Source organism: Bacillus sp. P4_D3, assembly GCF_056401855.1.
On the sequence record NZ_JBFUIN010000002.1, the window covers coordinates 74,345 to 87,161 of the forward strand.

At 38.2% G+C, this 12,817-nt stretch carries 11 protein-coding genes and 1 pseudogene; 5 read left to right on the plus strand and 7 right to left on the minus strand.

The window, feature by feature from the left end:
- Positions 1 to 152 precede the first annotated feature (152 nt).
- The 4 genes from menB to AC1DTM_RS00865 form a co-directional block, all read right to left on the minus strand.
- A complete protein-coding gene (gene menB, locus AC1DTM_RS00850) occupies positions 153 to 971 on the minus strand; it encodes a 1,4-dihydroxy-2-naphthoyl-CoA synthase (RefSeq protein ID WP_002112539.1) in 819 nt (272 codons plus the stop codon).
- Between the two features lie 68 nt (positions 972 to 1,039).
- Complete coding sequence (menH, locus tag AC1DTM_RS00855; protein WP_016106489.1) at positions 1,040 to 1,852, minus strand: 2-succinyl-6-hydroxy-2,4-cyclohexadiene-1-carboxylate synthase; 813 nt, start codon at positions 1,850 to 1,852, stop codon at positions 1,040 to 1,042.
- On the minus strand, positions 1,849 to 3,603 hold the full coding sequence (gene menD, locus AC1DTM_RS00860) for a 2-succinyl-5-enolpyruvyl-6-hydroxy-3-cyclohexene-1-carboxylic-acid synthase (RefSeq protein ID WP_016106490.1): 1,755 nt from the start codon (positions 3,601 to 3,603) through the stop codon (positions 1,849 to 1,851). Before menD ends, menH begins: the two co-directional genes overlap by 4 nt.
- Positions 3,600 to 4,994: an isochorismate synthase gene (locus tag AC1DTM_RS00865; RefSeq protein ID WP_016106491.1), complete on the minus strand. Its 1,395-nt coding sequence runs from the start codon at positions 4,992 to 4,994 to the stop codon at positions 3,600 to 3,602. Before AC1DTM_RS00865 ends, menD begins: the two co-directional genes overlap by 4 nt.
- A gap of 193 nt (positions 4,995 to 5,187) precedes the next feature.
- Here AC1DTM_RS00865 and AC1DTM_RS00870 point away from each other — a divergent pair, with 193 nt between their 5' ends.
- Entirely contained in the window at positions 5,188 to 6,141 is a 954-nt protein-coding gene (locus AC1DTM_RS00870) for a 1,4-dihydroxy-2-naphthoate polyprenyltransferase (protein WP_002112545.1), read from the plus strand.
- A gap of 124 nt (positions 6,142 to 6,265) precedes the next feature.
- Positions 6,266 to 6,997 (plus strand): yteA family sporulation protein, encoded by a 732-nt coding sequence (locus AC1DTM_RS00875; RefSeq protein ID WP_002112546.1) that lies wholly within the window; start codon positions 6,266 to 6,268, stop codon positions 6,995 to 6,997.
- Positions 6,998 to 7,040: 43 nt separating this feature from the next.
- Here the strand turns inward: AC1DTM_RS00875 and cspD are convergent, their stop codons facing one another.
- Positions 7,041 to 7,241 (minus strand): cold-shock protein CspD, encoded by a 201-nt coding sequence (gene cspD, locus AC1DTM_RS00880; RefSeq protein ID WP_001193051.1) that lies wholly within the window; start codon positions 7,239 to 7,241, stop codon positions 7,041 to 7,043.
- Between the two features lie 321 nt (positions 7,242 to 7,562).
- Here cspD and AC1DTM_RS00885 point away from each other — a divergent pair, with 321 nt between their 5' ends.
- Together AC1DTM_RS00885 and AC1DTM_RS00890 are read left to right on the plus strand one after the other, a co-directional pair.
- On the plus strand, positions 7,563 to 8,345 hold the full coding sequence (locus AC1DTM_RS00885; RefSeq protein WP_002160055.1) for a TIGR00266 family protein: 783 nt from the start codon (positions 7,563 to 7,565) through the stop codon (positions 8,343 to 8,345).
- A gap of 245 nt (positions 8,346 to 8,590) precedes the next feature.
- Positions 8,591 to 9,043 (plus strand): NUDIX hydrolase, encoded by a 453-nt coding sequence (locus AC1DTM_RS00890; RefSeq protein ID WP_033714891.1) that lies wholly within the window; start codon positions 8,591 to 8,593, stop codon positions 9,041 to 9,043.
- 194 nt (positions 9,044 to 9,237) lie between these two features.
- On the opposite strand, the pseudogene AC1DTM_RS00895 reads toward AC1DTM_RS00890, so the two are convergent.
- Positions 9,238 to 9,386: pseudogene (locus AC1DTM_RS00895) on the minus strand (MerR family transcriptional regulator); the annotation flags it as partial.
- A 71-nt stretch (positions 9,387 to 9,457) separates the two neighbouring features.
- On the opposite strand from AC1DTM_RS00895, the gene AC1DTM_RS00900 reads away from it, so the two are divergent.
- Entirely contained in the window at positions 9,458 to 10,180 is a 723-nt protein-coding gene (locus AC1DTM_RS00900) for a lipase family protein (RefSeq protein WP_002112553.1), read from the plus strand.
- 323 nt (positions 10,181 to 10,503) lie between these two features.
- On the opposite strand, the gene AC1DTM_RS00905 is transcribed toward AC1DTM_RS00900, so the two are convergent.
- On the minus strand, positions 10,504 to 12,817 hold a 2,314-nt coding region (locus AC1DTM_RS00905), incomplete at its 5' end, for a glycogen/starch/alpha-glucan phosphorylase (protein ID WP_476999958.1).

The following is a 12,817-nucleotide window of genomic DNA, read 5'->3' on the forward strand; positions in this document are numbered from 1 at the left end:
CTAAGCGAGCCGCTTCCGCTTTTGGTTCCATCCAGCTACAGCGGCTARAATGTTCGGTGGCTTCACTTCTTCCTACGAGGCAAAAATCGCCTCTACGTCAGAAGCTCCATCCCCCTCACATTCTAAGCGAGCCGCTTCCGCTTTTGGTTTGATCACGGGAAACGAGGGAATTGACCGAAGTCCGGAGTACGTTTTTCTTTGAACGCGTCGCGGCCTTCTTTTGCTTCGTCAGTTGTGTAGTACAATAACGTTGCGTCTCCAGCTAGTTGTTGAATACCAGCTAAACCGTCTGTGTCTGCGTTGAATGCAGCTTTTAGGAAACGAAGTGCCATTGGGCTGTTTGCTAAAATTTCTTGTGACCATTGTACTGTTTCTGCTTCAAGTTGCTCTAATGGTACAACTGTGTTTACTAAGCCCATATCAAGCGCTTCTTGTGCACTATATTGACGGCATAGGTACCAAATTTCACGAGCTTTCTTATGGCCTACCATACGAGCTAAATAACCAGCTCCGTATCCACCGTCAAAGCTTCCTACTTTAGGACCTGTTTGTCCGAATACAGCGTTGTCTGCAGCGATTGTTAAGTCACATACGATATGAAGTACGTGTCCACCACCGATTGCATAACCTGCTACCATTGCGATAACTGGTTTAGGGATTGCGCGAATTAGACGTTGTAAGTCCAATACGTTTAAACGTGGGATTTGGTCGTCACCTACATATCCACCATGACCGCGAACTTTTTGGTCGCCGCCAGAACAGAATGCACGTCCACCTTCACCTGTTAAAATGATAACGCCAACATTTGCATCATCACGAGCGTGCGCAAAAGCATTGATTAACTCCATTACCGTTTTAGGACGGAATGCATTATGTACTTCAGGGCGGTTAATCGAAATCTTTGCGATGCCATTGTATGTTGAATAAATAATATCTTCGTAATTGCCTTCTTTTACCCATTCAATAGTCATTATTATTACCTCCTTTTATATTTCTGATCTCCTCTATAAGTGCAACTTCCTTCTTGCTGAAAAAAGCATCACTGCATAGTTTTTAGAAATCCCTTTACTATTGTATCAAACTTTTCCGGTTGTTCCACATGAATTGCATGGCCAGCACCATCAATTTTGACAAATTTCGCGCGAGGGATGCATTTTTCTATGTTTTTTAATAGGCGAAAGAACTTTTCATCGCTTTCTCCATTCAGTAAAAGGACAGGCATTTTTAAGTTTTGCAATTCGTTCCACCATGAAGGCTGAGCCCCTGTTCCCATGCCGCGAAGACTATTTGCAAGTCCTTTTGGATTATTAGCAAGTCGTTCTTTTCGCACCGCTTCTTTTACGTTTTGCGCTAAACGTTTTTGCGTTTCAAATAGCGGAATATTTTCCCACATCGATACAAAAATTCGGATACCTTCTTGCTCGATTTTATCGGCAAGTCGTTCATCTTTTTCCTTGCGTTCTTTTCGCTCTTCCTCACTCTCAAGTCCAGCTGTACAGTTTTCTAAAAGAATAGAACGCACATATCCTGGATATAAGCATGCCATCGTAATCGCAAGTCTACCACCCATTGAATAGCCAAGTACATGTGCATTTTCAATATGAAGATGATCCAGTAGTTCCTTCATGTGCAGCGCCACATTTTGAATATCATAATGCGTCACCTCTTCAGGACTTTCCGTTTTCCCGTGTCCAACAATGTCTACTAGAATGACTTGAAACTGCTCGCTCCAAGAAGGAATAAAGGAACGCCACGTTTCCATGCTTCCCGTAAAACCATGAAGAAGTAGAAGTGGTTCCCCGCTTCCGGCTACTTCATATTCATACGATACACCTTGCAATGTTACTTTCATTTTGATTCACCTTGCAAAGATGTAGTAATAACATCCATTGTTTTTGCCCATAATTCACGATGTAATTTCAAGTTTTCTTCGCGATTCGTACAAATTTCCACAACGTGTAATCCTTTCGTTGTCGTTCCAGTTTGTACTTCTTCTCGGAAGTTTTCCCATCCATCTACACGGCTAAATGAACCACCATACATTTTGACAACATGCTCGTAATCAAGCCCAATTGGTGTTCCAAATAATGATTCGAAATGTTCCTTTTTCTCGTATTGTGGTAAGAATGAGAAAATACCTCCACCATCATTATTTACAACAACAATCGTTATATTTAATTCATGTAATTTTGCAGCTAATAATCCGTTTAAATCGTGATAAAATGATAAATCACCGATTACTAATACGAGCGGATCACAAATAATACTCGCTCCTAAAGCAGTTGAAATAATTCCATCAATACCATTTACACCGCGGTTCGCCATTACTTGAATGTTTTTATCCGATGTGAAGAAAAATGAATCTGTATCGCGAATTGGCATACTATTACTCGCAAATAACGTTGCCCCTTCTGGTAATACACGTACAATATCCGTAATTACTTTTCCTTCAAATGCTGTTTCATATGTTTCCATCTCACGAAGTGTTTCTCTCGTTTTCTCGTTTATATGTTTCCACATTCCGAACCAATCATTCTTTTTCATAACTGGCATTTTCTCTAGTAATGCTCTGCAAAATTCAATGTCACTTGCTTGTACCACTTCTGTCGCAACAACAGCCGGATCTCTCCATTGTCCGGATTCATCAACAACGATATGAACTGCCTTCGTTTGCTTCTTTATGAACTGCGTTAATGCTTTAGAAACAGGCATTCCGCCGAAACGAATTACAACATTCGGCTTCCACGTTTCTTTTAACAATTCATTTCGTAAAAATGTATCATAACAATCTATAATCATCGTTTTATCATGATTACCACTACGGAGGTTAGAAAGTGGATCTGCTAAAATTGGATACCCTGTTTTCTCAGCTACTTTCATAACAACTTCTGTGATTTCTGGATGACTGCCGTCTCCACAAATAATAAGCCCCTTTTCCATATTTGAAAGGCGCCCCACAAGAGAATTTACATAGTCACTCGGCATCGTCACATTTCCTTGCTGAACTACTCCTGTATATTCACCACGCCCTTTATCCCATAAGCTTTCTAATGAAAAATCTGGGATTAACGGCTCGCGAAGCGGAAAATTGAGATGGATAGGTCCTTGCGGTGCTAGAAGTGCGCTTGCTATCGCACGCTGAGTCGTCATACGAGCGTAATGATACATCGTTTCGCTCGCCTCCGGAAGTGCCATCTCCATAAATTGCTTCACAAAAGTACCGTATAAATTAAATTGATTCATCGCCTGTGGTGCACCCACATCTCGTAATTCATGCGGTCTATCCGCCGTTAATACGATAAGCGGCACTCGTGAATGAAACGCTTCACATACAGCTGGATAATAGTTCGCAGCTGCCGTCCCTGACGTACATAATAGTGCAACAGGACGTTTTTTTGCTTTCGCAATACCAAGCGCAAAGAATCCTGCTGATCTTTCGTCTACATGTAAATATGTTTTTATTCCTTCATGTTGTTCCATTAGTAAGGCAATCGGCGTTGACCGTGAGCCTGGACTAATAACAACATCACATACATTTAGACGCGTCAGTTCGTCCACGAACGCGCCTAAATAATATGATAATGCTTCTATATGATTGTTCATTTCATTAATTCCTCCAAAGCACCAAGCATCGGTCTAAACTTCAAACTTGTTTCTTCATATTCAAGCTGCGCTACTGAATCAATTACGATACCACAGCCGGCAAATAAGGATGCTTTCTCGCCGTTTAATAATCCGCAGCGAAGTGCAACCGCAAATTCACCATTTCCTTCATCATCTATAAAGCCAATTGGGGCACCATATAATCCTCTATCTAAAAGCTCTACATCACGGATTAATTTCAACGCCTCATGACGAGGTGTACCACCAAGAGCTGGCGTTGGATGTAATTCTTCTACCATCGCTAAAAGACTTGCATCGCCTTTTGCTTCTACTGGCGTATATAAATGGATTAAATTTTTCGTCGTTAATAAGCCCGGGCTCTCCGGAATATTAACAGATTCGCAATGCTCACTTAGCACACCTCGAATCATGTTAACTACATAACCGTGTTCAGCCAAATTCTTTTCATCATGAAGAAGCGTCTCACCATTTTGTTTACTTTCTTCTATAGAATTGCCATGACCAATTGAACCAGCAAGGCACATCGATGTAAACTTCTCGCCTTCTTTTCGAATCAATCGCTCAGGTGTCGCCCCTAAGAAGCATGCTCCTTTATAATCAAAAGAAAATACGTAACAATCCGGTTGCCCAATGCGAAGCGCTTCTAAAACAAGAACGGAATCAATATGCTGATCCATCGTTAATTTTAGCTCCCTTGCTAATACAACCTTCTGCACGTTCCCTTGCTTCATTTCATCCTGAACTTTTCCAATCGCATTCATCCAGCCCTTCGGATCAACTTCTACTTTAGAAGTAACTGTTAATTTTGATCCTTCTAGTGCACGTTTACTCTCTTGTAAAATTCTCTCTTCTACAGAAATAATTTCGTTATAAAGAGTTTCTGCACAATCTTCAGCTGAAACGAACTGATTAATGGTTAACCACGCTTTTTCATTTTTTACAGTTAATAAAAATGCTGGTAGTGAAAATGTGGTATCATCAAATTCTTTCCAAAGATTCGTTTTTTCTTTTTCTTGGTCAAATGAAAATCCACCAAATAAAAGAGGACCTGTTCCAAATTCATATCCTTCTCTTTGTACAAATGCTTTCTCTTTCACTTTATCCCACTCGTCACGAGCAGTTTGAAAGCGTTTGTGAGAAGAATTTGCTATAGTGAAAACAGAGCCAATTCCAGCAAATATTACATGCTGAGCTGGGTCTGCAAAATAACATCTATTTTCGAATGAGACCCTTTTTCCTGCTGCATAAAACAGAAGTGGATCCACCCAATCTATTTGTTTTACAAAACTAACTAATGTTTTTTCATCAGTCGCACGCTTAATAGCTGTAACAAGAACTTCTTGTAAGCCTTTTTGTTTCGTTTGAATCACAATTGTCTCCCCCCTATGGGCGAAAAATAGTCATAATTACGCTTGATTTTAAGATACACCTCAAAGGAAAGGCCTGTCAACGTTTAGCATTTCTGAGAAATTCACCTTCTCTTCCTAGAAAATAAACGTTGACACTAAATGATGCTTTTTCTACACTTAATTGTGTACAATATGTGACCAAGGAGGGTTCAACATGGAAATGAACGTCGAAACGAATTCCTCTCCTACAGCGCAAAAGCCAAGTAAACAAACCGGCTGGCGCATTTGGTGGAGTTTATTACGTCCCCATACATTAACAGCAGCTTTCGTTCCTGTTTTCATCGGAACAGCTTATGCAATGCAGGTCGGAGGTATAAATCAAATACATCTTCCTCTTTTCTTTATGATGCTTCTTGCTTGCCTTCTCATTCAAGCAGCAACGAACATGTTTAATGAATACTTTGATTATAAAAGAGGACTCGATCATGAAGGTTCAGTTGGAATCGGCGGTGCTATCGTCCGCGATGGCATTAAACCAAAAACCGTGCTTAACTTAGCATTCGGATTTTTAGGCATCGCAACGCTATTAGGTGTTTATATTTGTATGAACTCTAGCTGGTGGCTTGCTGCAATCGGTCTTGTTTGTATGGCTGTTGCTTACCTTTACACTGGCGGCCCCATTCCAATTGCATATACACCATTTGGAGAGCTAACAGCAGGATTATTTATGGGTGTCATTATTATTGGTATTTCATTCTTTATCCAAACAGGGGCAGTAACATCAGAAGTGATTTTATTATCTATTCCAAGCTCCATTTTAATTGGTGCAATTTTACTATCTAACAATATTCGTGATTTAGATGGTGATAAAGAAAATGGTCGTAAAACGTTAGCAATTCTCGTTGGACGCGAAAGAGCAGTTGGTGTACTTGCTTCTATGTTCATCGTTTCCTACATTTGGACAATCGCTTTAATCATCGTTAACATCGTATCACCATGGATGCTTATCGTATTCTTAAGTGCACCGAAAGCATTTAAAGCGACGAAAGGCTTTATCGGCAAAAGCATTCCAATGGAAATGGTACCTGCGATGATTTCAACAGCAAAAACAAATACAATTTTCGGTCTCCTAATGGGAATCGGATTATTGCTTGGATACTTCCTATAAAAAGGAGCTGCTTACGCAGCTCCTTTTTTCATATACCAACTTCCCAGCTGAAATTCATCTCATAATTCCTACTCCGAACGCTCATACTATGTAAAGAAACCGAATTGTAGGAAGGTGGACGACTATGTTAACTCCACAACAAATAAATCAATTTAAATCTATTTTAGAAAAACAACAGCAAGAAGTTGAACAAACGATACAAACTCATGAAAATGAAAACCGTGCATCTGAACGTGATTCAGTAGGAGAATTGTCTAGCTATGACAACCATCCAGGTGATATGGCTACAGAATTGTACGAACGTGAGAAAGATTTCGGACTCATCGAATTTTGGCATAAACAGTTAGAAGATACGAAACATGCTCTGCAAAAAATTGAAGCTGGTACGTACGGAATTTGCGAAGTGTCTGGTGAGGAAATTCCATTTGAAAGATTAGAAGCAATGCCAACTGCTACAACGTGTATTCAGCACACTACAAATAAATTAGATATGAACACGCGCCCAGTTGAAGAAGAGGTGCTAGCTCCTTCGTTTCACAAGCACGACGAAGATCATTCTGTTGAATACGATGCTGAAGACGCTTGGCAAGACGTCGCAAATTACGGAACATCAGAAACACCCTCCGATTTAGAAAGACAGGATTCAAAAAACTATAACGGTATGTATGTAAATAGTGAAGAAAATGTTGGTTATGTAGAGGATTTCGAAAACTTTATCGGAACAGATATGTATGGAAAAAACCCACAAGTTTTCGCTACAGAGGAACATGAAGAATATGAACAATTGCTTGATGATTTTGAAGAACGCACCTTTAAAGGTGAATTATCTTCAGATGAGTCTAGTTCTAAAGCATAAAAAAAGCATTCCGAAGTTCGGAATGCTTTTTTTCGCTAGCTAATTAGTTTTTTGTAACGTTAGCTGCTTGTGGTCCGCGGTTTCCATCAACGATTTCGAAAGAAACTTCTTGACCTTCTTCTAAAGTTTTGAAGCCGTCGCCTTGAATAGCTGAGAAATGTACGAATACGTCTTCTCCGCCTTCAACTTCGATGAAGCCAAAACCTTTTTCGCCGTTAAACCATTTAACTTTACCTGTTTGCATGTCATGTACCTCCTAAATAAAAATGAAACTATGAATCCACATGAAAAGGTGGATATAAAGKACATGAATGTATAACAAGCTTACAGCCTTTAATACAACGTGCTTTATTTCCGTACCACATTATGTAGCTCAATAGTGTTTTCACTATATCACGCTGAATCCAAAACGTCAAATGAGAATACTTTCATCCTATCATTTTTTATAATCCTAGTATAATCTTAAATTTCCATTCTATTTTTATTCAAAAATTAACAAAACTACAGTATTTTAATTCCGTTGATTTCTGTACAATATAATTACTACATATGATGAGGTGAAAAAATGCAAGCACATGAAATCGAGTATAAATTATATGGCGATGATATGCAGTTTGTTGAAATTGAATTAGATCCAGAAGAAAGCGTTATCGCTGAGGCTGGCGCAATGATGATGATGGAAGATCATATCGAAATGGAAACGATTTTCGGTGATGGTTCTGGACCATCTAGTGGTCTATTCGGTAAATTAATGGGCGCAGGTAAACGTCTCGTTACAGGTGAAAGTATGTTTATGACTGTATTTACAAATACAGGTCATGGCAAACGACACGTATCATTCGCCGCTCCTTATCCTGGAAAAATTATTCCTGTTGATTTAACAGAATATCAAGGAAAAGTAGTCTGCCAAAAAGATGCATTTCTTTGTGCGGCAAAAGGTGTTTCTATCGGAATCGAATTTACAAAGAAAATTGGAACTGGTTTCTTCGGTGGTGAAGGTTTCATCATGCAGAAACTTGAAGGTGACGGACTCGCTTTCATGCACGCAGGCGGAACAGTATATAAGCGTGAATTGAAACCTGGTGAAAAACTTCGCATTGATACAGGTTGTCTCGTTGCAATGACAAAAGATGTTAACTACGATGTTCAATTCGTTGGAAAAGTAAAAACAGCTCTATTTGGCGGCGAAGGTTTATTCTTCGCTACGCTAGAAGGTCCTGGAACGGTTTGGATTCAGTCCTTAACACTTAGCCGCTTAGCAGCACGCCTTACAAGCCCAGCAGCTCAAAATAGCGGTGAAGGCAGCGTTTTAGGTGGACTTGGTCGCCTTTTAGATGGGAAAGAATAAAACACTAAAAAAAGATAGTCCCCTCCTTCATAGGGAACTATCTTTTTCTTTTGGACTGTATAAACCATTTTGAATCATATAGTATTCCATCGCTTTATTAAACCATGTCTCTTCCTCCTATAATAAGATAATAAAATTGTTTAAAAAACAAATAAAAGTGTTATAAAGTATAGAAATAGTACTTGACGGATTTGTATTATATACTTATATAAATAAGAAATACATTTAAATGTGGGGCTGATTAAGTGTTTAAATATAACGTATGTTTCTTAAAAAGTAAGGATAAAGTCTTGATGTTGAATCGTGAAAAGGCACCGATTATGGGCGTGTGGAACGGTGTTGGTGGCAAAAATGAAATAGGTGAAACTGCTGATGAGGGTGCAATTCGTGAAGTGTTTGAGGAAACAGGATTCAATGTAAATCAGTACTATTCAAAGGGGATCATTACATGGAATACTAGTGATCATAAAAAAGATGGATTATATGTGTATTTATTTGAAGTAGATACAATATTAGAGAGTGAATCTATAAAAAAAACTAGAGAAGGTATTCTCGATTGGAAGCAAATCGATTGGATACTGAATCCCTCTAATTTAGGGATTGCTGAAATGGTAAAAGAATATTTACCTGTTCTATTAGAAAAAGCGGGCGATTATTCATTTGAATATAAAAATGATATATTAATACTTGTAAAATAAAAGTTTTTACATACAGATTTCATAATTAAACACCTTTATTATCTATTTTTAATGAGGAATTTAATAAAGAAACTTAAAGAGTCTTGCTACATGTGAATTGTAATAAGGCTCTTATTTTGCTATTTAAAATGAAACACTTATATTCTCTCTATACACTTCCTCATTACAAGTATATCGCGCCATCTTATTATACTATTTTCATAAAATTCTTCTACATCCTCTACTTTTTCACTTAAAGAATACACCGCCTCTTCTCCGCGACATACTTAAGAGTTACCTTCATATGCTGACCGATAAAGTTTTGAACTTCTGGATCATCAACTGGTTTTCCAAATAGCCTTTTTTCAAAAAGAATGAATCAAGTCCCTCACTGCATATATTGAACTATACCTTTTCTTAAGGAGGGCTTTCTTGATGCGTACTCCTTTATCCTTCGATAAAGATACTGCCATACTGTTAGCATCTTGCTGCGATCTAACGTATGAACAATATAAACAAAATGGGATTTTTGAAATACCTGATGGATTCCAATATGTACAAGGCTTTCAAGGAAAAGCGATTCAAACGATGGAATGGTTTGGGTTCATATTAGAATCTGAGGATACGATCATTGTAGCTTTCAGGGGCACACAAACAGATACAGATTGGATTATCGATTCACTCGTCAACCAAAGGCCATACCCATACGCTTTAAATAGCGGAAATGTCCATAACGGCTTTCTTTCAATTTATGAATCTTGCCGGGATCCTATTATGGATATGCTCGTGTCATTACCAGCCCATAAGAAACTTCTTGCAACAGGCCATAGCTTAGGAGGTGCACTCGCTACACTACACATACTAGATGCACGTATAAATACTGCCTTCGCACAGTACGGTCTTTATACATTTGCCTCTCCAAAAGTTGGAGATATCGCCTTTCGAAATTATTATAAACTGCAAGTAGCTAGTAGCTTTCGTTTCGTCAACTTATTCGATGTCGTTCCACTTCTCCCTCCCCGAAACATAAATTTTAATGATCGTGATTGGGAATATGCACACGTTCATCACAACATGACATTTACGAAAAATACAAAATCCATTACGAATAATCATTCCATTACAACATACAAAACATGTCTGACCTCTCATTTTTAACCAGTAAACAATTGGAAATTCAATATTTGTATACTATAATAATCTATGAAATTACTTTCGGATGAGGGGACCTTACATGCTAAAATTTATMTTTGCACTTTTTCTTATAATAATTTTTTCGTTTACAGGTTTCTTTACATTTTCATACTTTGCGACAGGGGAATATGGCGGAACAGGTATAATATATACGTTCATGCCTTACCTTTCTTAAGCAAAATAAGTAAAACGAGCTTAATCTCATTAAGCTCGTTTTATTTTTCTAAGCAAGCGTATCCCTGTTTTAAAAGTGAATAAATAAAAGCCCCTTCAAAAGGGGCTTTCATCTAAAAAAGTTTAACAGTATTACCAATACCCCAAATTTCATTACTGTACTGCAAAATTGTTCGATCACTCGCAAAATGCCCCGATTGTGCAATGTTCAAAATCGACATTTCCAGCCATTTCTGCCTATTTTCGTATGCCCTTCCGACAGCTTCTTGTCTTTCAGCATATGGGCTAAAATCTCGAAGAACGAAGTATTCATCATTTTGAATAACGAGAGAATCATAAATCGCTTCAAATTCAGCTCCCGACTGTGCAAAGAAACCATTCGTTAACTGATCTACTACTTTTTTAATATGCATATTGTGGTGATAATAGTCACTTGCACGATATCCACCATTTTGGTAGTAATGAAGAACCTCATCCGCTGTTAAGCCGAAAATGAAGCAGGCATCATCACCGACCCGGTCTTTTATTTCAATATTAGCTCCATCTAACGTTCCGAGTGTAATTGCACCATTCATCATGAATTTCATGTTACCTGTTCCCGATGCTTCTTTACTCGCAGTTGAAATTTGTTCACTTACATCTGCCGCCGGGAATATATCTTCCGCTAAAGAAACTCGGTAGTTTTCTAGAAAGATAACTTTCATAAATTGACTTACGTACGGATCGGTATTTACTTTTCTTGCAAGCTCATTTATTAATTTAATAATTTTCTTCGCATAATAATAGCCAGGTGATGCTTTCGCTCCAAAAATAAAAGTACGCGGGTAAAATGAAAAACTAGTATCCTCTTTTAAACGGTTATACAAGTATAAAATATGAAGAACATTTAATAACTGTCGTTTATAGGCATGTAGCCTTTTCACTTGCACATCAAAAATAGAATTTGGATCAATAGTGATCCCCATTTTATTATGAATGCGCTCCGCTAAAATAATCTTACGCTCTTGTTTTACCCCTGCAAGCTTTTCTTGAAAACTAGTATCATGTATGAAGTTTTGCAGTGCTTGCAGCTTAATTGGCTCTTTCTTCCACTCTTCACCAATCGCTTCCGAAATAAGATTCGTCAGCTGCGGATTCGCCTTCATTAGCCAGCGCCTATGAGCAATTCCATTCGTTTTATTATTAAACTTATCTGGATAAAATTCATAGAACAATCGCATTTCACGCTGCTTTAAAATTTCTGTATGAATTTTCGCCACACCGTTAACGCTATGGCTACCAACAATCGCTAAATGAGCCATTTTCACAAGATCATGTGCAATAATGGCCATGTCCTCAATACGCTTCCAATCGTACGAATAACGGTCCCAAAGCTCATGACAGAAACGTTCATTAATTTCTTCAATAATCATATAAATTCTCGGTAATAACGGTTTAAAAATGTGAATTGGCCATTTCTCAAGCGCTTCTGATAACGTCGTATGATTCGTATAGGAAATCGTCTGCGTTGTTATATGCCAAGCTTCTTCCCATGTCAATTTTTCTTCGTCTAATAAAATACGCATAAGTTCTGGAATTGCTAGAACCGGATGTGTATCGTTTATATGAATTGCGATTTTTTCATGTAACTGACGAAGATTACCGTGTCTCTCCCTATGCATACGAACGATATTTTGCAAACTTGATGATACGAGGAAATACTGTTGTTTCAAACGAAGTATTTTCCCCTCATCATGCGTATCATCTGGATATAAAAATTCCGATACGGCCTCTGTTTCACGCTTATATTTCAAAATATCCTTACAATTTTGCGGGAAAGGAACTGGCTCCGCATTCCAAAGCCGAAGCGTATTTACAGTACTTGTTTCATATCCTACAACTGGAACGTCATATGGTACTGCCATAATAACTTCTGCATTTGTATGCCTGAACTCTAAACGTCCATCAATTTCTAGTGGTTCAACGTTTCCAAAATAACTTACTTCTACGGCTTGGTCATACCTTCTTACTTCCCAAACGTTTTCATGAAGAAGCCACTGTTCTGGAAATTCTACTTGATAGCCGTCAACAATTTTTTGATCAAACAGGCCATGCTTATAACGAATACCACAGCCATGTCCTGGTAAGTTTAAAGAAGCGAGTGAATCGAGGAAACATGCTGCTAAACGTCCAAGTCCACCATTACCAAGGCCAGCATCTGCTTCAATCTCTTCTAACTCTTGCAAAGAAATTCCAAGTTCAGAAAGCCCCTTTTCACATACATCTCGAATGCCTAAATTTAATATGTTACTGCCTAGCAAACGCCCAAGTAAAAACTCAATGGACAAATAATACATTTGTTTTTGATCTCCAGAACGATAACTTTCATTCGTTGCAATCCATTGACTATTCATATACTCACGTACCATATGACCAAGCGTATTATAC

Coding starts and splice junctions, on each gene's coding strand:
- menB (WP_002112539.1), bottom strand. CDS start 971: ATGACTATTGAATGGGTAAAAGAAGGCAATTACGAAGATATTATTTAT.
- menH (WP_016106489.1), bottom strand. CDS start 1,852: ATGAAAGTAACATTGCAAGGTGTATCGTATGAATATGAAGTAGCCGGA.
- menD (WP_016106490.1), bottom strand. CDS start 3,603: ATGAACAATCATATAGAAGCATTATCATATTATTTAGGCGCGTTCGTG.
- AC1DTM_RS00870 (WP_002112545.1), top strand. CDS start 5,188: ATGGAAATGAACGTCGAAACGAATTCCTCTCCTACAGCGCAAAAGCCA.
- AC1DTM_RS00875 (WP_002112546.1), top strand. CDS start 6,266: ATGTTAACTCCACAACAAATAAATCAATTTAAATCTATTTTAGAAAAA.
- cspD (WP_001193051.1), bottom strand. CDS start 7,241: ATGCAAACAGGTAAAGTTAAATGGTTTAACGGCGAAAAAGGTTTTGGC.
- AC1DTM_RS00885 (WP_002160055.1), top strand. CDS start 7,563: ATGCAAGCACATGAAATCGAGTATAAATTATATGGCGATGATATGCAG.
- AC1DTM_RS00900 (WP_002112553.1), top strand. CDS start 9,458: ATGCGTACTCCTTTATCCTTCGATAAAGATACTGCCATACTGTTAGCA.